This window comes from Umezawaea tangerina, assembly GCF_003002815.1.
GTDB classification, from domain to species: domain Bacteria; phylum Actinomycetota; class Actinomycetes; order Mycobacteriales; family Pseudonocardiaceae; genus Umezawaea; species Umezawaea tangerina.
Map to the genome: position 1 here is coordinate 57,575 of NZ_PVTF01000019.1, position 25,288 is coordinate 82,862.

The 25,288-nt window shown below is 72.1% G+C and carries 24 protein-coding genes and 4 tRNA genes; 18 read left to right on the forward strand and 10 right to left on the reverse strand.

The genetic code is table 11. The features are described from left to right. Positions 1-74 precede the first annotated feature (74 nt). The 3 genes from CLV43_RS42020 to CLV43_RS42030 all read left to right on the forward strand — a co-directional run bounded on the left by CLV43_RS42020 (position 75) and on the right by CLV43_RS42030 (position 4,866). Complete coding sequence (locus CLV43_RS42020) at positions 75-2,303, forward strand: molybdopterin-dependent oxidoreductase (protein WP_106195821.1); 2,229 nt, start codon at positions 75-77, stop codon at positions 2,301-2,303. A 10-nt stretch (positions 2,304-2,313) separates the two neighbouring features. Continuing rightward, complete coding sequence (locus tag CLV43_RS42025; RefSeq protein ID WP_106195823.1) at positions 2,314-4,074, forward strand: AMP-dependent synthetase/ligase; 1,761 nt, start codon at positions 2,314-2,316, stop codon at positions 4,072-4,074. Between the two features lie 156 nt (positions 4,075-4,230). Next, complete coding sequence (locus CLV43_RS42030; protein WP_146175121.1) at positions 4,231-4,866, forward strand: barstar family protein; 636 nt, start codon at positions 4,231-4,233, stop codon at positions 4,864-4,866. Positions 4,867-5,197: 331 nt separating this feature from the next. On the opposite strand, the gene CLV43_RS42035 is transcribed toward CLV43_RS42030, so the two are convergent. Further along, positions 5,198-6,127: a LacI family DNA-binding transcriptional regulator gene (locus CLV43_RS42035; protein WP_342749855.1), complete on the reverse strand. Its 930-nt coding sequence runs from the start codon at positions 6,125-6,127 to the stop codon at positions 5,198-5,200. Between the two features lie 391 nt (positions 6,128-6,518). Between CLV43_RS42035 and CLV43_RS42045 the strand changes: the two genes are divergently transcribed. Continuing rightward, positions 6,519-7,043, forward strand: coding sequence for an anti-sigma factor (locus tag CLV43_RS42045; protein ID WP_146175122.1), 525 nt, complete (start codon positions 6,519-6,521; stop codon positions 7,041-7,043). Between the two features lie 34 nt (positions 7,044-7,077). On the opposite strand, the gene CLV43_RS42050 is transcribed toward CLV43_RS42045, so the two are convergent. After that, the gene (locus CLV43_RS42050; RefSeq protein WP_106195831.1) at positions 7,078-7,527 is read right to left on the reverse strand and encodes a VOC family protein; all 450 of its coding nucleotides are present in this window, start codon (positions 7,525-7,527) and stop codon (positions 7,078-7,080) included. 61 nt (positions 7,528-7,588) lie between these two features. Between CLV43_RS42050 and CLV43_RS42055 the strand changes: the two genes are divergently transcribed. From CLV43_RS42055 to CLV43_RS42065, 3 genes are all read left to right on the forward strand, one after another. Continuing rightward, entirely contained in the window at positions 7,589-8,524 is a 936-nt protein-coding gene (locus CLV43_RS42055; RefSeq protein ID WP_245887440.1) for a DUF1996 domain-containing protein, read from the forward strand. Positions 8,525-8,602: 78 nt separating this feature from the next. Further along, positions 8,603-9,154, forward strand: coding sequence for a sigma-70 family RNA polymerase sigma factor (locus tag CLV43_RS42060; protein WP_106195835.1), 552 nt, complete (start codon positions 8,603-8,605; stop codon positions 9,152-9,154). Next, entirely contained in the window at positions 9,151-9,855 is a 705-nt protein-coding gene (locus CLV43_RS42065) for an anti-sigma factor family protein (RefSeq protein WP_106195837.1), read from the forward strand. The genes CLV43_RS42060 and CLV43_RS42065 overlap by 4 nt, the downstream gene beginning before the upstream one ends. A gap of 153 nt (positions 9,856-10,008) precedes the next feature. Here CLV43_RS42065 and CLV43_RS42070 read toward each other — a convergent pair whose 3' ends face one another. The 6 genes from CLV43_RS42070 to speB all read right to left on the reverse strand — a co-directional run bounded on the left by CLV43_RS42070 (position 10,009) and on the right by speB (position 16,095). Next, on the reverse strand, positions 10,009-10,968 hold the full coding sequence (locus CLV43_RS42070; protein WP_106195839.1) for a zinc-binding dehydrogenase: 960 nt from the start codon (positions 10,966-10,968) through the stop codon (positions 10,009-10,011). A gap of 56 nt (positions 10,969-11,024) precedes the next feature. Then, complete coding sequence (locus CLV43_RS42075; protein ID WP_106195841.1) at positions 11,025-12,035, reverse strand: alpha/beta fold hydrolase; 1,011 nt, start codon at positions 12,033-12,035, stop codon at positions 11,025-11,027. Next, positions 12,032-12,913: a transglutaminase family protein gene (locus CLV43_RS42080; protein WP_106195842.1), complete on the reverse strand. Its 882-nt coding sequence runs from the start codon at positions 12,911-12,913 to the stop codon at positions 12,032-12,034. The genes CLV43_RS42075 and CLV43_RS42080 overlap by 4 nt, the downstream gene beginning before the upstream one ends. Beyond that, a complete protein-coding gene (locus tag CLV43_RS42085) occupies positions 12,910-13,725 on the reverse strand; it encodes a transglutaminase-like domain-containing protein (protein WP_106195844.1) in 816 nt (271 codons plus the stop codon). The genes CLV43_RS42080 and CLV43_RS42085 overlap by 4 nt, the downstream gene beginning before the upstream one ends. A 73-nt stretch (positions 13,726-13,798) precedes the next feature. Further along, on the reverse strand, positions 13,799-15,124 hold the full coding sequence (locus tag CLV43_RS42090) for a thiamine pyrophosphate-dependent enzyme (protein ID WP_106195845.1): 1,326 nt from the start codon (positions 15,122-15,124) through the stop codon (positions 13,799-13,801). After that, positions 15,121-16,095, reverse strand: coding sequence for an agmatinase (gene speB / locus CLV43_RS42095; protein ID WP_245887441.1), 975 nt, complete (start codon positions 16,093-16,095; stop codon positions 15,121-15,123). The genes CLV43_RS42090 and speB overlap by 4 nt, the downstream gene beginning before the upstream one ends. 115 nt (positions 16,096-16,210) lie before the next feature. On the opposite strand from speB, the gene CLV43_RS42100 reads away from it, so the two are divergent. The 11 genes from CLV43_RS42100 (at position 16,211) to CLV43_RS42145 (ending at position 23,906) form a co-directional block, all read left to right on the forward strand. Beyond that, the gene (locus tag CLV43_RS42100; protein ID WP_106195848.1) at positions 16,211-17,641 is read left to right on the forward strand and encodes a PucR family transcriptional regulator; all 1,431 of its coding nucleotides are present in this window, start codon (positions 16,211-16,213) and stop codon (positions 17,639-17,641) included. 226 nt (positions 17,642-17,867) lie between these two features. Beyond that, positions 17,868-17,941, forward strand: a tRNA-Arg gene (locus tag CLV43_RS42105). 67 nt (positions 17,942-18,008) lie between these two features. Next, positions 18,009-18,080: transfer RNA gene (locus CLV43_RS42110), tRNA-Glu, on the forward strand. 116 nt (positions 18,081-18,196) lie between these two features. Continuing rightward, positions 18,197-18,270: transfer RNA gene (locus CLV43_RS42115), tRNA-Leu, on the forward strand. A gap of 2 nt (positions 18,271-18,272) precedes the next feature. After that, positions 18,273-18,349, forward strand: a tRNA-His gene (locus CLV43_RS48260). A gap of 114 nt (positions 18,350-18,463) precedes the next feature. Continuing rightward, entirely contained in the window at positions 18,464-19,150 is a 687-nt protein-coding gene (locus CLV43_RS42120; protein ID WP_106195850.1) for a DUF4383 domain-containing protein, read from the forward strand. Beyond that, the gene (locus CLV43_RS42125) at positions 19,147-20,058 is read left to right on the forward strand and encodes an NsdA family TPR-like regulatory protein (RefSeq protein ID WP_106195851.1); all 912 of its coding nucleotides are present in this window, start codon (positions 19,147-19,149) and stop codon (positions 20,056-20,058) included. Before CLV43_RS42120 ends, CLV43_RS42125 begins: the two co-directional genes overlap by 4 nt. A gap of 535 nt (positions 20,059-20,593) precedes the next feature. Continuing rightward, the gene (locus CLV43_RS42130; protein ID WP_245887452.1) at positions 20,594-21,280 is read left to right on the forward strand and encodes a M50 family metallopeptidase; all 687 of its coding nucleotides are present in this window, start codon (positions 20,594-20,596) and stop codon (positions 21,278-21,280) included. Positions 21,281-21,331: 51 nt separating this feature from the next. Continuing rightward, a complete protein-coding gene (locus CLV43_RS42135; RefSeq protein ID WP_106195853.1) occupies positions 21,332-23,113 on the forward strand; it encodes a thiamine pyrophosphate-requiring protein in 1,782 nt (593 codons plus the stop codon). 60 nt (positions 23,114-23,173) lie between these two features. Next, positions 23,174-23,386 (forward strand): hypothetical protein, encoded by a 213-nt coding sequence (locus tag CLV43_RS42140; RefSeq protein ID WP_106195855.1) that lies wholly within the window; start codon positions 23,174-23,176, stop codon positions 23,384-23,386. A 223-nt stretch (positions 23,387-23,609) separates the two neighbouring features. Then, complete coding sequence (locus CLV43_RS42145) at positions 23,610-23,906, forward strand: WhiB family transcriptional regulator (protein WP_106195857.1); 297 nt, start codon at positions 23,610-23,612, stop codon at positions 23,904-23,906. A 9-nt stretch (positions 23,907-23,915) separates the two neighbouring features. Here the strand turns inward: CLV43_RS42145 and CLV43_RS42150 are convergent, their stop codons facing one another. Then, positions 23,916-24,737: a SigB/SigF/SigG family RNA polymerase sigma factor gene (locus CLV43_RS42150; protein WP_106195859.1), complete on the reverse strand. Its 822-nt coding sequence runs from the start codon at positions 24,735-24,737 to the stop codon at positions 23,916-23,918. Beyond that, positions 24,734-25,171, reverse strand: coding sequence for an ATP-binding protein (locus tag CLV43_RS42155; protein ID WP_106195860.1), 438 nt, complete (start codon positions 25,169-25,171; stop codon positions 24,734-24,736). Before CLV43_RS42155 ends, CLV43_RS42150 begins: the two co-directional genes overlap by 4 nt. Positions 25,172-25,288: the final 117 nt, after the last annotated feature.

The following is a 25,288-nucleotide window of genomic DNA, read 5'->3' on the forward strand; positions in this document are numbered from 1 at the left end:
CAGAGGCGGGTCCCGCGGCAGCGGACCCGCTCACCAGGCGCGCGTTCGCCCCGCGTCGTTAGGGGAAGGCCAGCATGACGACCCGGACCGCTCTCACCACCTGCCCGCTGTGCGAGGCGACCTGCGGCCTTGAGCTGACCGTCACCGACGACCGGATCACCGGGGTGCGCGGTGACCGCCTCGACGGGTTCAGCGGGGGCTTCCTCTGCCCGAAGGGCGCCTCGCTCGGCCAGCTCGACGCCGACCCCGACCGGCTCACCACGCCGCTGGTCAAGCGCGACGGCGTGCACGTGCCGGTCGGTTGGGCCGAGGCGTTCGAGGTCGTGCGGAGCAGGCTGACCGCGATCATGGCCGAGCACGGCCGCGACGCCGTCGCGATGTACCTCGGCAACCCGATGGTCCACTCGCTCGCGGGCGGTCTGTACGCCGGTGAGCTGCGCCGGGCGCTGGGCTCGCGCAACGTGTTCACCGCGTCCACTGTGGACCAGATGCCCAAGCACGTCTCGTCGGGCCTGATGTACGGCGGGATGTACACGATCCCGGTGCCCGACATCGACCGAACGGACTTCCTGCTGCTGCTCGGCGCGGACCCCTACACCTCCAACGGGAGCCTCTGGACCGCGCCGGACATGCCGAAGCGGCTCAAGGCGCTGCGGGCCCGCGGCGGCGCGTTCGTCGTGGTGGACCCGCGGCGCAGCCGGACCGCGGCGGCCGCCGACCAGCACGTGCCGATCACACCGGGCACGGACGTGTTCCTGCTGCTGGCGATGGCGCAGGAGCTGTTCGCCGCCGACCTGGTCGACCTCGGCGACCTGGCCCCGCACGTGACCGGGCTGGACGGGGTGCGGGAGCTGGTCGCGCCGTTCACGCCGGAGGCGGTGGCCGGGAAGTGCGGGGTCGACGCGGCCACGATCCGCGCCCTGACCCACCGGTTCGCCGCGGCCGAGCGCGCCGCCGTGTACGGCCGGATCGGCACCACGACGGTCGACTTCGGCACGGTCGCGAGTTGGCTGGTCGACGTGCTGAACGCGCTCACCGGCAACCTCGACCGGCCCGGCGGCTCGATGTTCCCGCTGCCCGCGCACCTGGCCAAGGGCAGGGGGTCGGGCAAGGGGTTCACCACCGGACGCTGGCACAGCCGGGTCCGCGGGTTGCCCGAGGTCGCGAGCGAGTTCCCCGCCGTGACGCTGGCCGACGAGATCGAGACGCCCGGCGAGGGGCAGGTGCGGGCGCTCGTCACCATCGCGGGCAACCCGGCGCTGTCGCTGCCCAACTCCGCCCGGCTGGAGGCCGCGCTGGGCACGCTGGACTTCGTCGTGTCGGTCGACCCGTACCTCAACGAGACCACCCGGCACGCCGACGTCGTCCTGCCGCCGCCCCCGCCGAGCAGGCGCCCGCACTACGACATCGCCTTCCTCGGCTTCGCCGTCCGCAACGTCGCCAAGTTCTCGCCGCCGGTGATCGCGCTCGACGAGGGTTCGATGCCGGAGGCGGACATCCTGCTGCGGCTCGCCGCCGTCCTCGCCGGTCGCGGCGCGGACACCGACCTGGACGCCGCGGCCGCCGAGCAGCTCGACGCCGCGTTGGCCAAGCTGGTCGAGCACCCCAAGAGCCCGCTGCACGGCCGCACCGCCGAGGAGCTGCGGTCCGCGCTCGTGGACGGCACGCGCGAGGAGCGGCTGCTGGACCTCAAGCTGCGCACCGGCGCCTACGGCGACTGGTTCGGCGCCGTCCCCGACGGGCTGTCCATGGCCAAGCTGCTGGCCAACCCGCACGGCGTCGACCTCGGCGCGCTCCAGCCGCGGATCCCGGAGGTCCTGCGCACCCCGTCCGGCAAGGTCGAGCTGTGCCCCGACCCGATCGCCCAGGACGTCCCGCGCGTGCTCGCCGCGCTGCGCGACCGCCCGGACGACCTGCTCCTGGTGGGGCGCAGGCACCTGCGCTCCAACAACTCCTGGATGCACAACGTGCCGACCCTGGTGAAGGGCAAGCCGACGTGCACGCTGCTGGTCAACACCGCCGACGCCCTGCGGCTCGGCCTGACCGGCGGCGGCGTGGCCCAGGTGTCCTCGCGGGTCGGCAAGGTCGAGGCCACCGTGGAGGTCACCGACGACATCGCCTCCGGCGTGGTGAGCCTGCCCCACGGGTGGGGCCACGACCGGCCCGGCACCCGCATGTCCGTGGCGAGCGCGCACGCGGGCGTCAACGTCAACCTGCTCACCGACGACCTCAGGATCGACCCGCTGTCCGGAACCGCCGTGCTCAACGGGGTTCGCGTGCACGTCAGCCCCGCCGCAAACTAGAGGAGAGCCCATGTCCGTCCCCACGGTCGGTTCCGCGCGCGTCGTGTCGGACCTCCCGTTCGTCGCCGCGCAGGTCCACCAGGACCGGGTCGCGTGGCGCTACCGCGAGCACGACGCCTGGCAGCAGAAGACGTTCGTCGAGGTCGCCGAGGCGGTGGGGGAGCTGGCCGCGGGCTTCGCGCACGCGGGTGTCCAGGTCGGCGACCGGGTCGCCGTGCTGGCCGAGACCCGCTACGAGTGGTCGATCGCCGGGCTGGCGGTGCTCGCCGCGGGTGGCATCGTAGTGCCGATCTACGCCAGCAGCTCCCCGGAGGAGTGCGCGTTCATCATCGACAACTCCGGCGCGGTGCTGCTGGTCGCCGAGAACGCCGCCCAGGCGGGCAAGATCGACGTCGCCGCGCGGCCCGAGCTGCGCGAGGTCCTGGTGATCGACGCCGACTCCGCGCACCGGACCACCGCCGAGCTGGCCGAGGAGGGCAGGGCGAACCCGCTGGCCGACGAGCTGGAGGCCCGCCGCGCGGGCGTCTCGCCGGACGACCCGAGCGTGATCATCTACACCTCCGGCACCACCGGGCCGCCCAAGGGCTGCGTGCTGACCCACCGCAACTGGCTGACGATGTGCCACTTCACCGAGGAGCTGTCCTACGTCGTCGCCGACGACACGGTGTACCTGTTCCTGCCGCTGGCGCACGTGTTCGCGCAGATCGTCCAGTTCAGCGCGCTGTACATGGGGGCGACGCTCGCGTTCTTCGGCGGTGACGCCAAGCGGATCGTGCCGGAGCTTGCCGAGGTGAAGCCGACGTTCCTGCCCTCGGTGCCCCGCATCTTCGAGAAGATCTACACCATCGCCACCGCGGGCATCCCCGCCGAGCAGCTCCAGCAGGCCGTCGGCGTCGGCCTCAAGCACCGCGCCCTCACCGCCGCCGGCCAGCCGGTCCCACCGGAGCTGGAGGCCGCTTTCGCCCAGGTCGACGCCGTGTTCGCCCGTGTGCGCGGCGTCTTCGGCGGCAGGCTCCGCCAGGCGCTGTCCGGCGCGGCGCCGATCTCCCCCGACGTGCTGAACTTCTTCCTCGCCGCGGGTGTGCCCGTGCTGGAGGGCTACGGCATGAGCGAGTCCACCGGCGTCGGCACCGTCAACACCCTGGACCGGTTCCGGATCGGCACGGTCGGCACGTTCGGCAAGAGCGGTCTGGACGTCCGCATCGCCGAGGACGGCGAGATCCTGATGAGCGGCCCGCACCTGTTCGCGGGCTACTGGCGCAACCCCGAGGCCACCGCCGAGGTCCTCCAGGACGGCTGGCTGCACACCGGCGACCTAGGCGAGGTCGACGACGACGGGTTCGTGCGGATCACCGGGCGCAAGAAGGACATCATCATCACCGCGGGCGGCAAGAACATCGCACCCGCCAACGTCGAGAACGAGCTGCGCCAGTCCCGCTGGATCTCCCACGCCGTCGTCTTCGGCGACCGCAAGCCCTACCTCGTCGCCCTGATCACCCTCGACGCCGAGGAGATCCTGCCCTGGGCCGAGCAGCAGGGCATCGCGGGCACCTTCGCCGAGCTCGCCGCCCACCCCACGGTCGTGGACCTGGTGCAGGGCCTGGTGGACGAGGCCAACGCCCACTTCGTCAAGGACTCGCAGATCAAGAAGTTCACCATCCTCGACCGCGACCTGTCCCAGGAGGACGGTGAGCTCACCCCCACCCTGAAGGTGAAGCGCAAGGTCATCCACTCCGTCCACGAAGACCTCTACCAGCGCCTCTACTCCTAGCGCGACCACCACCCGTGTCGGCACCGCACCCCCGCTCGCCGCGGTGCCGACACGAAGGAGTTAACTCGTACGAGTGATCGTGACCGAGTGTCCTCGGTGGACACACACCTGCCCCGAAGGTCTGCCCCCGCACACCCGCGGCCGGAGTTGCTGAGCATGTCCGAAGACGACCTCGCGAGCTTCCGCCGCTGGATCCTCGCCGTGCTGGACACCATCGCCGCCGACCCGCTGCACCAGGTCCGCTACCTGCGCGACGCAGGCGTCGGCGTCGACGAGCTCCTCCTGGAGCTGGACGACGCCGTCGTCACCGCACAGGCCCGGTGGCGCGACAAGCTCCTCCTCCGCCACGAGCTCAACCTCATCGAACTGGTCGGCGCCCACGTCGACGCCATGACCGAGAGCTCCGCTCCACTGTGGACCGAAGAGGCCTTGGCGGAAACCACCGAATGGCGCGAACTACGCCAACTCGCCACCGACGTCCGCACCGAACTGGCCCGCTCCTGGCTGGAGGTCGGCAGCACCACCGTCCTCGTCGACGGCACCACCATCAGAACCGAAGCCGACCTCCACGACCTCCTGGCCCACCGCCTCAACTTCGGCCCCCACTACGCAGCAACCCTGGAAGCCCTCTGGCGCCGCCTCTCCTCCGACCTGAGCCGCCCAGTAGAACTCGTCTGGCGCGCCTCCACCACCAGCAGACGCCTACTCGGCGCAGAAACCTTCGACCGCATCCGCTCAGTACTAACCTCAGTAGCCGCCCGCGACGCCCGCTTCACCGTCCGCTTCGAATAACAACAACAAAACCAACAAAAACCCACCCACCGCCTCCACGTTGGGCGAAGCCCGCCAGCGCGCATCCGGCGCGGAGCGCCTGGGGCCTTGTCGGCGCCAGCCGATGTCTGGTCCGACGCGCAGCGCGGATGCCTGGTCCGATGGCGAAGCCGAGGATGCAGTGTCGAGCGGAGCTCGATGCTGGCGAAGCCAGACTTCCCCTCTGCCCCCGATCCACAGCGCCCTCCTGCCCGATCTTCGTTGTCAAGACAGCTTCATCGTCTTGACAACGAAGATCGGGCATTGAGACAATCGCGCGCCGGGGGCTGGGCTTCCCTCTTTCTCGCCCACCTCACCCCCGAACAGGCCCCGTACTCCCCCGAATGATGATCTGCGTAGGCAGCACCACCCGAGGCGCCTCCCCTCCCACGAACCCCCCACCCCCCAACTCCATCCTCTCCACCAGCATCCCCGCAGCCGTCCGCCCAGCAGCCGCCAACGGCATCCCCACCGTCGTCAACGCCGGCGTGGCCAACGACGCGTAAGCCAGATCGTCGAACCCCGTCACGCTCACCTCGTCCGGCACCCCCACCCCCCGATCCCGCAACCGGGCCATCACCCCCAACGCCATCACGTCGTTGTACGCCACGATCGCCGTAACCCCAGCCGCCAACGCCAGATCCGCCGCGTGCAGCCCACCTTCGTACCGCGGAGCGAACGGCCCCAGGTTCACCACGTCCAGCGCGGCGCACCGATCGGTCCCGTTCAGCACCGCCACCCTCCGGTGCCCCAACGCCACCAGGTGCGCGAACACCTGCTCCACCCCGCCCCGCCGGTCCATCACCGTGCTGGGCACTCCGGCGAGCTCGTGGTTCAGCAGCACCAGCGAGGTGCTCCCGGCCGTCTCGGCCAGGTGCTCGTCCGTGAGTCCCGGTGAGCACAGCACCAGCCCGTCGACCTGCTTCGCCATCGCTTGGACGAGCTTCGCCTCCGCGGTCGGGTCGTCGTCGCTGTCCGCGACGAACACGGCGTAGTCGGCTTGGGCGGCTCGTGCCCGCACGGCTTTGAGGACGCCGGTGAAGAAGGGGTTGTCGAGGTCGGGGACGACGATGCCGATGTTGCCGGTCTTGCCGGTGATGAGGCCGCGAGCCGCGCGGTTGGGGTGGTAGCCGAGCTCGGTGGCGGCGGTCAGCACGCGTGATCGGGTGTCGGGCCGCACGAGGTCGGGGGAGGACAGCGCGCGCGACACCGTCGCTACCGACACGTGGGCCTTGCGTGCCACATCGCGGATGGTGATCGTCACGGGGGTTGATCCAACCGTAATTGTGACGATTGCTCGTGATTGGGGTGCCGTTGAACCGATTCCGGGGGCGGCTCGTTTCCCAGTTGCAGGTCACGCGGAACCGCGGGACGTCCCAAACGTCTAGGAGAGCCACTCATGCGCACCAGCCGCGTCCTGACCGCCTCCGCGCCCGGCGCCCGCGCCGCCTCGGAATGGGCCGCCGCCGCGCTGAACGCCCCGCGCCCCACGACGGGACGCGCGGAGCCGGCGGGTGGCACCGCTTCCGCGGCGGAGCGCGGCGAGGCCTCGACATCCGCCGTCACGGGCCATGTCCGCTGACGTGCGCTTGCCGCCGTGGTCCCCACAGGAGTCCGAGCTGAACGAGACGACGATGCACCTGGACACACCGTTCGACCTGCCGCCCGAGGCCGCTCTCGACGGTCCTCCCGACGGCGGGGACCTGATGCTCCAGCGCACCCTCGGCCGGGTCCGGCAGGAGAAGGCGCGGGAGGGCAGGCGGCGGCAGGGACTGGCCGTCGCGGTGTCGACGGGCCTGCTGGCGGTGGCGTTGGCGGGTGGCGTGGTGATCGGGCGCGAGCTGACCGCCGACCCCGGTGGGCTGGTGGTGAGCGGGGTCGCGAACGGGACCGGCCTCACCGCCGTGATCACCCCCGCGGAGGGCTGGTCGCGGCTGCGGGTCGACGTCGGCGGCGTCGCGCCGGGCAGCCGGTGCAGGCTCGTCGTGACCGCCGCCGACGGGACGAGGTTCGTGGCGGGGAGCTGGGTCGCCGCCGACCGCGAGGACGGCCGGGGCGTCGAGCTCGACGGGGCCGCCCTCGTGGCGGCGGACGACGTGCGGTCGGTGAGCGTCGAGACGGTCGACGGCCAGGTCCTGGTCACCGCCCTGGCGCGGTGACCGCGGTCGCGCCCGGACGGTGGAACTCGCTGCGCTAGCCGGTCGCGAACACCTGCGCGTCGTCGGCGAACGCCTTGACCTCGATGGCGTTGCCCGACGGGTCGCGGAAGAACATCGTCCACTGCTCGCCGGGCTGCCCCGCGAAGCGCAGGTAGGGCTCGATGGCGAACTCGGTGTCCGCCGCGAGCAGCCGGTCCTTCAGCTCGTGGAACGCCTCCACGGTCAGCAGGACGCCGAAGTGCGGGACCGGGACGTCGTGGCCGTCCACGGGGTTGTGGGCCTCACCGGCGGTGGGGCGGTCGACCAGGTGGGTGACGAACTGGTGGCCGTAGAGGTTCCAGTCGATCCAGCGGTCGCTCGACCGGCCCTCGGGGCAGCCGATGACGGTGCCGTAGAAGGTCCTGGCCGCGGCCAGGTCGGTGACGGGGACCGCGAGGTGGAACCTGGGGATGTCGGGAACGCCTGCCGCTGGGGTGGAGGTCATGGGGAGAGCTTCGCCGAAGTTCGGTGGAGGGGGTAGTCGACGCGTCAACGTGGTGGGCTGGTTGGCTGTCTCCGTGTTCCGGACGGTGGTGTTGGCGGTCGTGGCGCTGCTGGCGGCGTGCACGACGGCGGACGAGGGGCAGTTCGTCGGGATCGAGCAGGTCGTGGTCTCCTCCGGTGCGGTGGCACCGGGTCCGGACGCCTCGACCGGGTCGTTCAGGATCGACTGCGGGCGCAACGGGGAGCGGCACCTCAACGCGGACAACGCGGTGATCTCGCCGGGGGTGCGGTTCGGGGCGCACCACACGCACGAGTACGTGGGCAACCTGTCGACGGACGCGTTCTCGACACCGGAGAGCCTGGCCGCGGCGGCGAGCACGTGCGCCGACGGCGACCTGTCCGCCTACTTCTGGCCGGTGCTGCGGCTGACCGACGTGACCGGGCACGACGAGCACGCGGAAGGCGGGGGCGTGCACGGCAACACCGGTGAGGTGCTGCCGCCCGCGTCGGTGGGCGTGGTGTTCGACGGCAACCCGAACAGCCGGGTGGTGCCGTTGCCGCGGTTCGTGCGGATGATCACCGGCAACCCGTCCGCGGCGACCGGCGGCGGCCTGAACGCGAACGCCAAGTGGGGTTGCTCCGGGTTCGAGGGGCGGACCACGATGAAGTACCCCCGCTGCCCGGCGGGGAGCAAGGTGGTCCGGACGTTCGACTTCCCGAGCTGCTGGGACGGTCGCAACGTCGACAGCGCGTCGCACCGCGACCACGTCGCCTTCGCCACCGCCGACGGCGTGTGCCCGGCGCGGACGTTCCCCGTCCCCGAGCTGCACCTGGTGGTGACCTACGACGTCCCGGCGGGCAGGCCGTTCGCCGTCGACAGCTTCCCCGACGAGCACCGCGACCCGATGACGGACCACGCGATGTTCGTCAACGCGTTCCCGGTGGCCCTGATGGCCCAGGTCACGGCATGTCTCAACGAGGGCCGCGCCTGCGGCTGAAAATTCTCGGCCGGTTCGTGAACCGGATCGGCCCTGGGGCCGTTTGTGCGGTAATCGGTTGATGAGAGGAGTGGGTGGATGGCGGCACTGTGGTCCCGCAAACGGGAGGCCGCGGCCGACGAGGCGCTGATCCGATCGCTCTACGAGGAGCACGGTCGGGCTCTGCTTGCCTACGCGACGCGGTTGACCGGCGACCGGGCGGCTGCCGAGGACGTGGTCCAGGAGACCCTCCTCCGAGCTTGGCGCCACCCCGACGCGCTCGTCAACGGCAAGGGTTCGGTGCGCGGCTGGCTGCTCACCGTGACGCGCAACATCGTGACCGACCGGATCAGGGCGAAGGCGGCGCGACCGCAGGAAGTGGCGGAGTCGCCCGCGACGCCCCCGATCGAACGCGACCACGCGGACTCGGTGGTGAACTCGGTCGTCGTGCTCGAAGCCCTCGACCAGCTCTCCTCCGACCACCGCGACGTCCTGCGCGAGATCTACTTCAACGGGCGCAGCGTGACGGAGGCGGCCGAGGCCCTCGGCGTGCCACCCGGCACGGTGAAGTCCCGATCGCACTACGCGTTGCGCGCGCTGCGCGAGACGTTCGCCGGGCAACAGGTGGCCTTGAAGGGGGTGGCCGGATGACCACGCAGCACGATCCACAACTGCTTGGCGCCTACGTGCTGGGAGCCCTCGACGAGCAGGAGGTGCGGGCCGTGGAGGACCACCTCTCCACCTGCCCCGAGTGCCGGGCCGAGCTGGAGGACCTGCGCGCCATGGAGGCGTCGCTCGGCGACGTGCCACCGGAGGCGCTGCTCGACGGTCCGCCCGAAGGCGGTGACCTCCTGCTGCAGCGCACGCTCCGGCAGATGCGCACCGAACGCAGCGGTGCCGTCCGCCGCAGGCAGTTCGCGCTCGGCGCGGCCGCGGCCGTCGTCATCGCGGTCGTCCTCGGCAGCGGTGTCGTCGTCGGCCGCAGCACCGCTCCGCAGGAGGAGGCGCTGCCCGCCCCGGTCACGTCGGCGGCGAAACCGCCCGCGGGCACGAAGGTCTCGTCGTTCACCGACCCCGGCACCGGGGCCGTGATGACCGTCCAGGTCAAACCGGCCGCGGGGTGGGTGCGCGTGAACGCGGCCATCGGCGGGATTCCGCAGAATGAGAAGTGCCGGTTGTTCGTGGTGGCGAAGGACGGCCACCGCGAGGAGATTGGGAGTTGGCTGGTGTCCAAGACCGGGGAGAGCGAGGGCACGAACCTCGACGGTTCGGCTCTGATAGCCCCGGACGACGTGGCATCGGTCGAGGTCGTGAACTTCGACGGCAAGAAGTTCGTCGCGGTACCGGTCTAGGCCGGCCGTCGCGCCGGGTGGCGACACCCGGCTCGGACCACGTGCGCACCGCTTCTGCAGGGGATGCGGTTCGCACGCCATCCGCGCCTCGAGCGCGGACCGCCCGGTGTCGCGCGCCGCCTCCGCAGGGGAGACGGCGCGCGACACCGGGTCTCACGGCTTCAGCACGACCTTGCCCACGGTCTCCCGGTTCTCCAGCGCCCGGTGCGCCCGCGCGGCCTCGGCCAGCGGGAACGTCGAGCTGACCACCGGGGTGAGCCTGCCGGAAGCGGCCGCCGCCAACGACTTCTCCTCGAACTCGCGCAGCCGCCGGAACACGTGCGGCCCCAGGACGACGGACGCCGTCAGGCTGCGGGCGAACAGGTCGTCGCCGGTGAACTTCGTCGGCTCGGTCCCCAGCGCCCAGCCGAACAGGACCACCCGGCCTCCGGGCACGAGCAGGTCGAACGCGGTCCGGCCGAGCGTGCCGCCGACGGCGTCCAGCACCACCGTGACACCCCCGATCCCCTTGTCCCATCCGGGTTCCGAGTAGTCGACGGCGACGTCCGCGCCCAGGCTCCGGACCAGGTCGACCTTCGCCGCTCCGCCCGCCGCGCCCACCACCCGCGCCCCGACGGCGTGCGCCTCCTGCACGGCCAGCGCGCCGATGCCGCCCGCCGCGGCCAGCACCAGGACCGTGTCGTCGGGCCGGATCGCGGCACCCTCGAACACGCCCATCGCGGTCCGGCCGGTCCCGATCATCGCGACCGCCACGTCGTCGGAGACGTGGTCGGGCAGGGCGTGCAGCGCGGAGGCGTTCGCCACGGCGGTCTCTGCGTAACCACCACTGGCCTGGCCGAGGTGGGCCACGACGCGGCGGCCGAGCCAGCCGGGGTCCACGTCGTCGCCGAGCGAGGTGACCACCCCGGCCACCTCGCGTCCCGGCGTCATGGGGAGTGCGGGTAGCGGGAAGGGGCCCCGGCCGAGGCCGGACCGGATCGTCGTGTCGACGACGTGCACGCCCGCGGCGGACACGGCGATCCGCACCTGCCCCGTGCCGGGGACCGGGTCGTCGACCTCCTCGAGGACCAGGTTCTCGGCGGGCCCGAAGGCGTGCTGGCGGATGGCGCGCAAGGTCGTCTCCTCGGTTCGGTGGTCAGCCGAACGTAGGAGCTGCAGTTAACTGGAGGTCAAGGACCGGCCAGGATCTCGACGAGCCTGGCGCGGACCTCGGGGTGCCGCAGCAGGCCGAGGTGGCTGACCCCGCCCAGCACGTGCCGGTCGGCCCGTTGCGCCGGGTCGGTCGCGCTGGCCGTGGACACCAGCAGGTCGCCGACCAGCCTGCCGGGGAGGCCCGCGGGGTTCGCGGCGACGGTCGCGGCCAGGAAGTGCTGCCGCACCTGGGGTGCGGCCTGGTACGGGGTGCCGTGCGCCAGGTCCTTGATGCCCGCGCTGCGGCGGTCGACCAGCGCGCCCAGCGGCGCGGACTCCGGGAAACCGTTGAGCAGCAACGCCATCACGGCCGCGCCGCGTTCGACCGGCGAGCCGAGGTGCGGGCTGCCCAGGCAGACGACGTCGCCGAGCGGCGGGAGCCAGGTCCCGCCCTCCGCCACCGCCCGGTGCACCGCCGCGCGGGCGACCAGGCCGCCCATCGAGTGGCCGACGAGCGACAGCCGGGTGACGGGGTGGTCGGTGACCAGGACTTCCAGCAGTGCGGCCAGATCGGCGGCGTTCGCGGTGATGTCGCGGCCGGAGTTGTAGCGCACGTGCACCGCGGAGGCGCCGACCTCGGCCGCGAGGTCGCCGTGCCCCCAGTGCAGCTCGGTGTGCACCAAGCCGTGCAGGAACACGACGACGTGGCCGCCGACCGGGCCGTCGCCGGTGGCGTGCAGGCGGGTGGCCAGCGCCGGGTAGTCGCGGGCGAGGCGGTCGCCGACGGCGCCGTTCAACGCGCCGGTGAGCTTGACCGGCAACGCGCCCGCGGCGTCGGGCAGCACGGCGTGCGCCGCCGCCCCGCCCACGGCCAGGCCCGCGCGGATCGCGGCGTAGACCGGTGCGGCCAAAGCGCTCTGCAACTCGCCTACCGGTCCCAGGCCGCGCTTGGCGATGGCGCGGTGCATGTCCTGCACGACGCGGACCACGCCGCCCAGCGCGTCGAACGCCAGGCGGACGCCGGTCCGCACCTCGCCGGGCACGGTCACGCGGCGCTCAGCACGCCGACGCGGCGGCTGGTCGTCAACGTGCTGTTGGGGGTCCCGCTGTAGCTGCCCGAGGTGGGCGCCACGTCGGAGTAGTCGCGCCCGGTCGCCACCGTGATGTAGTCCGCGCCCGCCCGGCGGCCGTTGCACGGGTCGAAGGGCACGGCTACGGCCGCGTCGCCGTCGGCCACGACGACCTCCATCCAGCCGTGCGTGCCGCCCTCACCGAGCAGGTGGCCGGACACGTACCGGGCGGGCACGCCCACCAAGCGGCACAGGGTGATCATCACGTGGGCCGAGTCCTGGCAGACCCCGCGGCCGCCGGACAGCGCCTCGGCCGCGGTGGTCTCGACCGAGGTCACGCCGTACTCGTAGTGGATGGCGTCGTGCACGAGCGCGCAGATCCGCTCGGCCCGCTCCAGCGGCGTGCCCCCGCCGACGCCCGCGGCCAGGTCGCGCAACCGGTCGTCCGGTGTGGTGAGCCTGGTCGGGCGCAGCAGCCTGGGGTCGTGCAGCGCGGCGGCGGACAGGTGTGTCGGGCCGTCGGCGCGGACGCGTTCGAGCAGGGCGACGACGGTGAAGCTCACGCCCTCCTCGACGCGGTCGGCCCGCACCCGCACGACGGTGTTGCCGTGCCCGTCGAGCCGGGAGCGGCGGCGCACCGACGCGCCCGCCACGTCCACCCGGTGCGCGCGGCGGTGCTGGTTGCCGTGCCGGGCCAGCGGGACGACGACCAGCCGGTGGTCGAGCAGCTCGATCGGCTGGTCGTAGCCGTAGTGCAGGCTCTGCTCCAGCACGTAGGTGACCCGGTCGGCGGCCTCCAGGTCCAGCCCGGTGTGGTCGAGCAGCGGGCGGGACAGCAGCTCAGGACTGAGCGTCATGGCAGGACCTCCTCGGCGTGGACCACCATCGAGTGCAGCACGGGACCGCCGAACGTCGTCGCCATCGCGACGTCGGAGGCGTCGCGGCCGCGGCCGACCACGACCCGCCCCTTGAGGCGGCGGTTGTTGCGGGGGTCGAAGGTCCACCACCGGTCGCCCAGCCAGACCTCCATCCACGCCGCGAAGTCCATCACGTCCGGGGACGGCTTGATGTCGATGTCGGGCAGGTAGCCGAAGACGTAGCGCGCGGGGATGTTCAGCGCGCGGCAGAACGAGATCGCCAGGTGGGTGAAGTCGCGGCACACGCCGTACCCGGAGTTGAAGACGTCCACCGCCGTGGACGTGGGGCCGCTGCTGCCGTAGCTGAACGTCAGGTGGTTGTGCACGTGGTCGGTGATGGCCCGCACCCGCCGGTAGCCGGTCGGCATCGCGCCGAACTGCGCCCACGACTCGTCGGCCAGCATGTCGGGCAGCACGTAGCGGCTGGGCAGGGTGTAGATCAGGACGTCGTCGGGCAGCTGCTCCGGCATGACCTCCGGCGCGTCCTCGTCGAACTCCTCGACCGCGTCCGGGACGACCGCCAGCGCGTCGTAGGTCAGCGTCGACATGCCCTGCGGCAGCACCACCCGCAGGCAGGGGTTGCCGTAGAGGTCGACGTAGCCGTGCGACCCGACCGCGGGCTCGATGGACCACTCCTCGGACAGGACCTTGACCCGCGGTTCGTCGTTCGCCTGCACCTGGAACACCGTGGGCGTCCTGATGGCGGCCTCGTACGTGAACTCGCACCCGATGCGCAGCCGTCGTTCTCCCATTGGGTGATGGTGCCCCGTCTTGGTTACTTCCGCGTAACGGCGGGATCATCGGGTGTCTTGCGACGGGCCCCGATCACGTCGGTCGCAGCACCACGACGTGCGGTCCGGCCTGCGCGAACGCGTCGCCCAGGTCCTCGCCCACGGTAGCCGCCGTGCTCGCCGCGGTGGGGACGCCGAACGCGTCGGCGAGCGCCACCACGTCCGACCCGCCGTCGACGACCAGCCAGGTCACCCGCAGGCCGTGCCGCCTGGCCGCGCTCAGCTCCGCCAGCCCCAGCGCGGCGCCCTCGCCTCCGGACACCGCCAGCACGGGCACGTGGTCGCCGAGCGCCGCGGCGGCGCCGAGCGCGGCGGGCAGGGCGTAGCCGAGGCCGTCCGGGGAGCCGTTCACGGCTTCGGAGTCGCGCGGGTCCCAGGTCGACCAGACCAGCTCGCCGAGGGGTGTGCGGTCCCAGTAGGTCGGCGAGTGGTCCGGCAGGGACGCGCGGATCGCGGTCAGCAGCGCCGGTTCCGGCTCGCCGACCAGGTCGAGCAGCGCCCGCACCTCGCCCTCCGCCACGCCGTCCGCCGGGCGGGCCGCCACCGCGTCGGCCAGGTCCGCCAACGCGAACCGGGCCTCGCCGTGCACCCCGAGCGCCCGCTGGTCCAGCCTGGCCGGGTCGGCGTCGATCCGGATCCGGTGCGGCACGTCCTGCCCGGAGCCGACCACCAGCACCACGTCGGCGTCGGCGAGGAACCGGGTGGTGCGCGGGTCGCCGAGCCACGACCCGGCGGACAGCGGGTGCTCGACGGGGAAGGCGCCCCTGCCGCCGAACGTGGTCAGCACCGGCGCGCGCAGCTTCTCCGCCAGCGCCAGCAGTTCCGCGCGCGCGTCCCCGCGCACGACACCGCCGCCTGCGAGGACCACCGGCCGCAGGGCGTCGTCCAGCAGCTTGGCCGCCAAGGCGATCAGGTCGGCGTCGGGCACGACCGACCGGGGGCACGGCACGATCGCGGGCACCGGCGGGACGGCGGTCCGGCCCAGCAGCACGTGCTCCGGGATCTCCACCCGCACCGGGCCGAACGGCGCCGTCGCCGCGTCGTCCCAGGCCCGCGTCAGCACCGCCGGGATCTCGGCGGCCGACCCCACGACCTCGCCGCCCGCCCGGCAGCCGATGGCCACCACCGGGGTCGACTCCACGAGGTCGCCCGCGTCACCGGGCACCAGCAGCGCGGTCACCTCGCCGCCGCTCCTGGCGTGGCCGTCCGCCATGGCCGCGGTGTTCAGGCCGCTGACGTGCCTGAGCCCGGACCGCCGGACCGCGTCGAACGGGCCGAGGGCCAGTGGACCGAACACGGTCCGCGCGCCCAGTGCCGCCAGCGTCTCGGCGACCACGTCGCCACCGGTGCGTTCGCTCACCGGGACCTCCCCATCCTGTTGAGGGCCAACAAGGACACCAGGTCGTACGCGACGTGCGCGGCGGCGACCGACGTGATGTCGGCGTGGTCGTAGGCCGGGGCGACCTCGACCACGTCCGCGCCGACCAGGTTCGCCCCGGCCAGGCCGCGCAGGATCTCCAGCAGCTCCCGGCTGGTCAGCCCGCCCGCCTCGGGTGTGCCGGTGCCGGGCGCGTGCGCGGGGTCGAGCACGTCGATGTCGACCGACACGTACAGCGGCCGGTCGCCGACCCGCTCGCGCAGCGCGTGCGCTACCTCGTCCACACCGCGCCGCAGGACGTCCGCCGCCGTGACGACGCCGAAGCCGAGCCGCCGGTCCTCGGCGAGGTCGCCGCTGCCGTAGAGCGGGCCGCGGGTGCCGACGTGCGAGAGGGCCTCGGTGTCCAGCAGGCCCTCCTCCACCGCGCGGCGGAACGGCGTGCCGTGCGTGTACGGCTCGCCGAAGTAGGTGTCCCAGGTGTCCAGGTGCGCGTCGAAGTGCAGCAGCGCCACCGGTCCGTGCCTGCGCGCGACCGCCCGCAGCAGGGGCAGCGCGACGGTGTGGTCGCCGCCGATCGCGACGAGCCGCGCGCCGGTGTCGACCAGACCCGAGGCCTGGAGCTCGATCTCGGCGATGGCCGCGCCGATGTCGTAGGGAGTGCAGGCGATGTCGCCCGCGTCCACCACCTGGCAGGCCTTGAACGGCGACACGTCCAGGCCGGGGTGGTAGGGCCGGAGCAGGCGGCTGGCCTCGCGCACGGCCGTGGGCGCGAACCGGGCGCCGGGGCGGTAGGAGACCCCGGTGTCGAACGGCACGCCCACGACCGCGATGTCCGCGCCCGGCACCTGGTCCAGCCGCGGCAGCCGGGCGAACGTCGCCGGTCCGGCGAACCTGGGTGTCCTGGCGGAGTCGGTCGGGCCGACCGGGCCCGCGCCCCCGTGCTCCGCTACCACGTCGCAGGCCTCCCCCCGAACCTTGTGCTGCCCACGGTAGGAAGCGCACGCTTGCGCCGGTAAGTGGACGATCCGCACAACGCGCGGGTCGGCGTTGTGCACTTCGGAGGCGTTCATGGTGCTGCGCACCGTTCCGCTGGCCGCGTTGGTCGGGCGGGACGACCTCGGGCTGACCGTGCTGGTCGGCGAGGACGACCTCGACCGGCCGGTGTGCTGGGCGCACGTGAGCGAGCTGGTCGACCCCGTGCCGTACCTGCTCGGGCAGGAGCTGCTGCTCACCGCCGGGGTGACCTACCCGGAGGACGTGGACGCCTACGTGGCGGGCCTGGTCGGGCGCGGGGTGTCCGCGCTCGGGTTCGGGGTCACGCCGGTGCACAACGCCGTGCCGCGGGAGCTGGTCGACGCCTGCCGCGCGCACGGGCTGCCGCTGGTCGCCGTGCCGCCGGGGACGCCGTTCATGGCGGTCAGCCAGGCCGTGGGCGCGGCGCTGGCCGAAGCGCAGAACGCGGAGCTGCGGCTGCTCGCCGACAGCCAGCGCGCGATGACCAGGGCCGCCGTCCGGCCCGCGCCGGTCGAGGGGACGCTGGCCGCGCTGGTCGACGCGCTGGGCTGCTGGGCACTGCTGCTCGACGCCGACAACGGCGTGCTCGCCCGCGCCGGGGAGGCGCCGGGGCCCACCACCGACCTGGTGCGCCTGGCCGACCGCGTCCGGGAGGGCAGCGGTCCGCGCAGCGCGGGCACCACGCTGGACGGCGACCAGCTCGTGCTCAACCCCGTCGAACGGGTCGGGCGGCGGCCGTCGGTGCTCGTGCTCGGCAGGCCGCGCTCGTTCTCGGTGGCCGACCGGGCCGTGGTCGCCGTCGCGCTGGCGCTGCTCGCCCTGCTCCGCCCCGACCCGGACCCGACCGCGCGGCTGGCCGCCCGGCTGGTGTTCGGCGGCGACCCGGCCCCGTTGCTCGAAGGGCTGCTGGGCGGGACGTCGTTCCAGGTCGTCGCCGGTGCGGACGGCGAGGGGTACGAGCGGCTGGCGGACGTGCTCGGCACGCCGCTGGTGGACGTGGCCGACGACGGGTTCCGCGCGGTCGTCGTCTCCGGGACCGCGATCGACCCCGACCTGGTCGTCGGCGTCAGCGCGCCCGCCCCGCCCGCCGAACTGCCCGCCGCGCACCGGGAAGCCGCCGCCCTGCTGCGCCGGGCCCGCGCCACCGGCCGCACGGCGCTGGCCGTGGAGGGCTCCGGTGTCACCGGCCTGGTCGACCCGGCGCAGGCCCGCCGGTTCGCCTGCGGCCTGCTCGCCCCGCTGGCCGACCACCGCTCGCCTTCGGCGGTCGAGCTCGTCGAGACCGCGCGGGCGTGGCTCGCGCAGCACGGCAACTGGGACCGCAGCGCCGCGGCGCTCGGCGTGCACCGCAACAGCGTCCGGCACCGGATGGGGCACGTCGAACGCGCGCTCGGCCTCGACCTCACCTCGGCCCAGGACCGCACCGACCTGTGGTGCGCGATCAGCTGGCTGCCACCCGAATGGCCCGCGACCACCGCCGGATAAATGCTTTGCCGGTCGGCGCGGAATCGTTCATAGTTGTGCCGACACCGCGAACGGAAGGGGGAGGCCATGATCGAGCGCGAATCGGAGTGGACCGGCGCGGCGACGCGATTCCCCCATCTCCGACGTGGTCGGGGCTCCCGGTTGTGACCTGCGGTCGAGGTCGCGACGGGGAGCCGTCGACCGGGAGACCGGTCGGCGGCTCTTTTCATTGTTTTCGGTGTGCGATATCCCAATAGCTCAGCTGGACAGAGCACGGCGCTACGAACGCCGGGGTCCCCGGTTCGAATCCGGGTTGGGGTGCTGCCGGCGGTTCGGGGAAGGGGTGCGGGCAATGCAAGCCGCCCTTTCTTCGCGAGTTCGGCGACCAGGCGGGTTCGTCCAGTGGTCAGGACGCCGGACTCTCACTCCGGAAACACGGGTTCGACCCCCGTACGCGCCACAGCCCGACCTTCTATGGGGTGGGTCGGGAACACCTCGGCACGGCGAGGTCCGTTGTGAGGAACTCCTGTCCGGTACCGGTGGGGAGCGGGTCCGCTGCGCCCGCTCCCCATCCGAGCCTTCGTAGCCCAACTGGAAGAGGCACCGGGTTCAGAACCCGGCCAGTGCGCGTTCGACTCGCGCCGGAGGTACTGAGATCGATCCCGAAGTGGACGAGGGGCCGGGTCGTGATCCCGGTGCAAGTGGGTTCGAGTCCCACCGATCTCCCCACTCCCGTCGTGGGGCGGCGACGGCTGCCCGGTTCGTCGCCCTCCGACGACCGCTGGTCAACCCAACGTGAGCATCCATCGGTTTGAACCGACGTGATGTGGGTAACCACGCGTTATGAAGAACTCGACTGCTGGGCGTGTCAAGGTCGCCGGCCTGCAACCGGCACAGGTGCTGGTGGCCCTCATGTCCGTGCTGTTCATCGCAGCGGGCGTGGCGGGTTTCCTGCGCACGGGGTTCGGCGACTTCGCCGGTGAGCAGCACTCGATGCTGCTCGGCTTCGCGGTGAACCCGTTGCACAACGTCATCCACCTCGCCTTCGGTGTGCTCGGGCTCCTGCTGGCGGGCAGCTCCGCCATGGCCCGCGTCTACGGCTGGATCCTGTTCCTGGCCTACGGCGCGGTCTTCGTGTGGGGCCTGATGCTCGCGGGCGTCATCTCCAGCAACCCGGTGTCCGCACTGGGCAACCCGCTGGCGCTCAACTCGAACGACAACTGGCTGCACCTCGGCTTCGCCGCGGTCGGCCTGCTGATCGCCGTGCTCCCCGCCCGTCGGAAGATCGTCGTCGACGAGCCGGTCGTCGAGGAGCACGTCGTGACCGAGCCCGAGCCGGTGCACCACGACCGGATCGTGCCCGAGCAGAACCGCGACCACGACCTGCGTGACCGCGACCTGCGCACCGACGAGGTCCGCGCCGACGAGGTGCGTGCCCACGAGGTCCGCGCCAACGAGGTGACCGAGCCGCGCACGGATCCCGTTCCCGTGCAGACCGACGACCCCAAGCGGCACCGGGTCGGCCATTGACCCACATCGGTGCGGCGGACGTGGCGGGCCTCGAAGCCGCGACGCACACCTTGAGGGCACTGGACTACGAGCACGGCGGCGGCGCTTGCGCCGACGCCGTGCTCGCCCAGCTGTCCACCGGACGCCGCCTGCTGGGCGGCATCGCGTCGACCGAGATCCGCACCCGCCTGCACGTGGCGCTCGCCGACCTGCACAACCTGGCGGGCTGGATCCTGTTCGACCTCGGCCGCGCGGAGGCAGCGCGGTCGCACTTCGACTCGGCGCTGGAACTGGCTCTCGCCGCGGGGAACGACTCGCTGGCGGCCAACGTCCACTACCGGCTCGGCCGGGTCTTCCTGCACCACAACGCCTTCGGCGCGGCGCTGCGCGAGTTCGAGGCCAGCGGGCAGGCGGCCGCGGGATCGGGCCTGGAGCTCGCCATCGTGGACGCGAACCTCGCCTGGACCCACGCCAAGATGGGGTCCTCCACCGACGCGACCCGGCTGCTGGCCCGCGCCCAGGAGGGCTTCGCGGAGGCGGACATCGCCGCCGCGCCGGACTGGGCGCGGTTCTTCACCGCGAACGACCTGGTGGCGATGGCGGGAACCGTGCACGCGGACCTGGCCGAGGCCGGGGAGCTGTCCCACGTGGAGGAGGCGGTACCGGCGCTGTCGGAGGCCGTTGAGGGGTATCCGGAGGACATGGCGCGGAGCCGGGTGTTCTGCCTGATCTCCCTGTCCACGGCCAGTTTCCTGGCTGGAGAGGTGGAGGAAGGGGTGGAGGTCGGGCACACGGCGGTCCGGGAGGCGATCCCGATCCGGTCGGTTCGGACGGCGGACCGGATGAGGCCGTTGTTGAGGGTGGCGCGGGGGTGCGGGGAGGCTCGGGGGCTGGTGGAGTTGATCGAGGAGTTCGGGGCCAGCGCGTAGGGGTTGGCTGGGTGTGGGGGCGTGTTTGTTGCGTGTGGTTTCGATGCGTAGCGAGTGCGGTTGGTGCGGCTGCTGGGTGGGGTTGTGCGGGGTTCCGAGGCGTAGCGAGTCCCGTACCTGGGTGGCTCGGTGGGTTATGCGTGGTTGTCGAGGCGTAGCGAGTTCGCCGGGGTGCGTGGCTGGGTGGGGGTTACGACCCGCGGTGGTGTGCTCGATTTGACTTGGGGCCCCTCTTTTTGGGCCTCGTCGGGCGAAAAAGGGCAGGTGGTAGAGCCTGCCCGCCGACCAATTTTAGGCCCAAAAACCCCAAGTAAAATCGACCACGGTTGCGTGCTTTCGTTGCGTACCAGCGGGTTGTCTTGGTCGGGCGTTGGTTGATGGGCGCTTCGGTGTGTGGCCGTTGGTTGGTGGGCGCTTCGCCGTTCGGCTGCGTTGGCTTTGTTGTCGTTGATCGTTCGCGGCTGTCCGTCGCCGTGGTCTGCGACCCTCTGGCTGTCCTGTGGTCGTGCACAAGCACACTGGTGTGATGGACGCGATGGCGACGATCGAGCAGTTCTGGGACCGGCCTGATGCTGTGGTGGTCCTGGGGTCGGCTGTGGTGGCGTTGTTCCTGGTGGTCAGCCGTCCGGTGTGGCGGGTGAGTCGGAACGTGGTGACGATCGCGCACGAAGGTGGGCATGCGCTGTTCGCGTTGTTGAGCGGTCGGCGGCTGTCGGGGATCACGTTGCACTCCGACACGTCGGGGGTGACGGTGTCGCGGGGGCGGACCACGGGGTTCGGGATGGTGCTGACGGGGTTTGCGGGGTATGTGGCGCCGTCCCTGTTGGGGTTGGGTGGGGCGGTGTTGGTGGCGGCGGAGCAGATCCGGCCGTTGCTGTGGGTCAGCACGGCGTTGCTGGTGGCGATGCTGGTGATGATCCGCAACGTGTTCGGCGTCATCTCCGTGGTGGTGACCGGGGGGATCGTGTTCGCGGTGTCGTGGTTCGCGACGCAGCCGGTGCAGGACGCGTTCGGGTACCTCGTGTGCTGGTTCCTGCTGCTGGGTGGTGTGCGGCCGGTGTGGGAGCTGCAGCGCAAGCGGGTGCGGGGGCGGGCGCCCAGTTCGGACGCGGACCAGTTGGCGCGGCTGACCGGGGTGCCGGGGACGGTCTGGGTGCTGGTGTTCGGTGCGGTGGCGCTCGCATGCCTGTACTTCGGCGGATTGCTGCTCGTCGACATGTGACGTCGGCTCCTGGGCGGGTACCCGTGGCTGTTGCCCAGCCGAGGAGGACCCATGTCCGAGACCGTTGCCGACTACCTGCTGGAACGCCTGCGCGACTGGGGTGTGGAGCAGGTCTTCGCCTATCCGGGGGACGGCATCAACGGGATCGTCGCCGCGTTCGGGAAGGCGGGCAACCGGCCGGTGTTCATCCAGGCGCGGCACGAGGAGATGGCCGCGTTCGAGGCGGTCGGGTACGCGAAGTTCAGCGGTCAGGTCGGGGTCTGCGTGGCCACGTCGGGGCCGGGGGCGATCCACCTGCTCAACGGACTGTACGACGCGAAGCTCGACCACGTGCCGGTGGTGGCGGTCGTCGGGCAGACGGCCCGCACCGCGCGCGGCGGCAGCTACCAGCAGGAGGTCGACCTCCAGGCGCTGTTCAAGGACGTCGCGAGCGAGTACCTGGTCCAGGTCGACGTGCCCGAGCAGCTGCCGAACGCGCTGGACCGGGCGATCCGCACGGCGGTCGCGCGGCAGGCGCCGACGGTCGTGATCATCCCCGCCGACGTGCAGGAGCTGCCCTACTCGCCGCCGAAGCACGAGTTCAAGCACGTGCCGTCCAGCCCGCCCAGCGACCCGGTCAGCATCGCGGTTCCGGCCGAGGCCGAGCTCGTCCGCGCGGCGGAGCTGGTCAACGCGGGGGAGCGGGTGGCGATCCTCGTCGGCCAGGGCGCTCGCGGCGCGAGCGACGAGGTGCGGGCGTTGGCGGACCTGACCGGTGGTGGTGTGGCGAAGGCGTTGCTGGGCAAGGACGTGCTGTCCGACGAGCTGCCCTACGTGACCGGGTCGATCGGGCTGCTGGGCACGCGGCCGAGCTACGAGATGATGCGCGACTGCGACACCCTGGTCATCGTCGGCTCGAACTTCCCGTACTCGCAGTTCCTGCCCGAGTACGGCAAGGCGCGGGCCGTGCAGATCGACGTGGACGGCCGCAACATGGGCCTGCGCTACCCGGTCGAGTCCACGCTCCTCGGGGACTCCGGCGGCACCCTCCGGGCCCTGCTGCCCCTGGTGCGGCGCAAGGAGGACCGCTCCTGGCGCGCCAAGGTCGAGCGCGACGTCGAGCAGTGGTGGGACGTCATGGCCAAGCAGGCCGCGGTGGCGGCGGACCCGGTGAACCCCATGCGGATCGTGTCGGAGCTGTCCGCCCGCGTGCCGGAGGACGCGATCGTCACGGCCGACTCGGGGTCGGCGGTGAACTGGTACGCGCGCCAGCTCCGGATGCGCGGAACTATGCGGGGCTCGTTGTCCGGGACGCTGGCGACGATGGGCGCGGCCGTGCCCTACGCGATCGGCGCCAAGTTCGCGCACCCCGACCGGCCCGTGGTGGCGCTGGTGGGCGACGGGGCGATGCAGATGAACGGACTGGCCGAGCTGCTCACGCTGGCCCGCTACCGGCACCTGTGGGCCGACCAGCGGTGCGTCGTGTGCGTGTTCCACAACAACGACCTCAACCAGGTCACCTGGGAGCTGCGCGGGATGGGCGGGGCGCCGAAGTTCGAGGAGTCCCAGTCGCTGCCGGAGTTCGACTACGCCGGGTTCGCCCGCGGCATCGGCCTGGAGGGCATCGCCGTCGACGACCCGGACGACCTGGGGCCCGCGTGGGACCGGGCGCTGACCGCCGACCTGCCGGTCGTGCTGGACGTGCGCTGCGACCCGGACATCCCGCCGATCCCGCCGCACGCCACCTTCGACCAGCTCAAGTCGGTCACCGAGGCCGTGCTGCGCGGCGACCCCGACGCCTGGGACGTCGTGGTGAAGGGGCTGTGGACCAAGTCGCGGGAGTTCCTCGGCTGAGCGCTGCGGGCTCCCCGCGCGCGGCATACGGTGGGTAGCGACGATCTGCGGAGGAGCGAGATGACCGACCCGAACGAGAACCCGTTGGACACCGCCGAGGAGACGGACGAGGACGAACTGGGGGTCGACCCGCTCGACGAGGGCGTGGAGGCGCCGTACAGGTGGTCCGGTGCCAACAGCTTCGGCACCACGTCGGCCGAGCAGCGCGCCGGTGAGCCGCTGGACGCCAGGCTGGCGCAGGAGGAACCGGACGTGCAGCCCGACGAGGTCTGAACCCCCGAAAACGCCCGCCGCCGCTGGTCACCACCCGATCCGGTGTGCCCGTGATCACCGAACCGGGCCTCCGCGCGCCCGTCACCAGGCATTCCGGCGGATCTTCGCCCCGGCCGGTGACACGATCCGGTGCAGGCCGCAAAAAGCGCTTCCCGACAGGTTTGCGCCCGTCTCGTGCACGGGTAGTTCTGTCTCGCCGAACAGTTACCGCGAGGAGAACGCCATGACGTGCACGACCCGCCTGCCCAAGCCGGTTGCCGATGTGTGGGACTGGCAGATCGAGGGCTCCTGCCGAGGGGCCAACAGCGCGATCTTCTTCCACCCGGACAACGAGCGGGGCTCGGCGCGGTCGGCGCGGGAGAACCACGCCAAGCAGATCTGCGCGGCCTGCCCGGTGCTGGAGCAGTGCCGCCAGCACGCCCTTGAGGCGCAGGAGCCGTACGGCGTGTGGGGCGGGATGGGCGAGGACGAGCGACGCAAGATCATCGCGTCGGCCCGTCGTCGCCTCCGTGTCGCCTAGGGCCCGGAACTACTCCTCCAGGCCGTCGCGCAGCTGGCGCAGCGTCTTCGCCAGCAAGCGCGACACGTGCATCTGCGAGATGCCGATCTTCTCCGCGATCTGGGTCTGGGTCATGTTGCCGAAGAACCGCATGACCACGATCTTCCGTTCCCGTTCCGGTAGCTGTTCGAGCAGCGGGTTCAGCGCCTCCCGCTGCTCGATCACCTCCATCTCCGGGTCGTTGGCACCCAGCGTGTTGCCCAGCGAGATGGAGCTGTCGTCCGCCAGCAGCATGTCGTCCAGCGACGCGCTGTGGTAGGCGTTGCCCGCCGCCAGCCCCTCGTGGACCTCCTCGCGGGACAGCCCGAGGTGCGCGGCGAGCTCACTGGGCGTCGGCGCCCGGCCCAACGTCTGCGACAGCCGCGACGACCCCGCGTTGATCGCCAGGTGCAGCTCCTTGAGCCGCCTGGGCATCCGCACCGACCAGCTGGAGTCCCGGAAGTACTTCCGGACCTCGCCCATGATCGTCGGCACGGCGAACGACAGGAAGTCGCTGCCGCGCTCGGGGTCGAACCGGTCCACCGCGTTGATCAGGCCGACCGTGGCGACCTGCACGAGGTCGTCGTGCGGCTCACCGCGGTTGCCGAACCTGCGCGCGATGTGCTTGGCGACCGGCAGGTGCTCGGTCACCAGCTCGTCGCGCAACCGCTCCCGTCGCGGGTCGTCGGCCGGGGTGGCCGCCAACGTCACGAAAAGCGGGGCGAGGTGGTCGTAATCGCCCCGTGTGCCCGACGACGACGCCGCCGGGCCGGGGGCCGGGGTCGTCGTGGTCTCCGCGCCGGTCTCGGTCACGCATCCACCAGCCCGCGCTTGACCAAGTCGATGTGGACCACGTACTCGTCATCACCGGCCTGCGGTGCGACCCACGTGGTCACCGAGTCCACCAGCGCGCTCAGCACCCGCCAGCCGAAGCTGTCCCGGTCCGGCGGCGACGAGCGCTTCGACCCGACCTGGGTGGCGACCTGCACGACCCCGTCCGTCACCACGAACCGCGCGCTCAGCACAGCGTCCGGCGCGGCCAGGGCGATCAGCGTGGAACACGCCTCGTCCACGGCGAGCTTGAGGTCCTCGATGGAGTCGAGGTCGAAGTCCTGCCGCATGGCGATGTCCGCCGCCACCGCGCGCACGATCGACAACTGCGTGGGGTTGGCCGCCATGCGCAGCTCGACCCCCTGGAGGGGGCTCTCCGACTCACCGCGCTCCGGCTCCGATTGCGACACGCTCACCTCATAGTCCGTCCTGTTGCGATGGCCATGGCCCTATCTACCCGAACTGGTCGCGTTTCACACGTGTGAGCGCGGCCCGTTGTGGGAAGTCCCGTTTGATGCGCGTGCAACCGCCTG